Annotated in this window: 1 protein-coding gene; it reads left to right on the plus strand. The window is 66.2% G+C overall.

Annotated features, from left to right (window positions below; all coding sequences use genetic code 11):
* The coding region (locus I6F21_RS38605; protein ID WP_225184501.1) for a hypothetical protein at positions 1 to 379 on the plus strand (379 nt) is incomplete at both ends.

Below are 379 nucleotides of genomic sequence, written 5' to 3' on the forward strand. Positions count from 1 at the left end.
GGTGGTGCTCGTGCTCAGCCATTTCTCGTGGCTGGGCGTGCTGCGTGCGGAGCGGCGCGAGCGACAGTTCCAGGCGTCGGTAGACCAGATGGCGTTCCAGCTGCAGGCCTTCCAGGCGGCGATGGACGGTCATTTGAAGGTCAAGCTGCCGGATCTCGTGACCGAAACCGCCGACCCGCCTGCGGGCGATGCTTCCTCGGCCTCGGATAAGTCTGCGGAGTTGGTCCGTCAGCTTGCGCGCCGCTTGCCTTCCGATACGCAGTTGCGACTGGAAGCCGGCCCCACGCCGCGCGTGTTTGTGCGCTTTCCGCAGCGCAACAAGTGGATTGCCATGCCGCTGGTGTGGGTGCATGCCCCGCCCACCATCTCGGCCGTCGTG

It is taken from the genome of Bradyrhizobium sp. NBAIM03, from assembly GCF_020194055.1.
GTDB lineage: Bacteria > Pseudomonadota > Alphaproteobacteria > Rhizobiales > Xanthobacteraceae > Bradyrhizobium > Bradyrhizobium yuanmingense.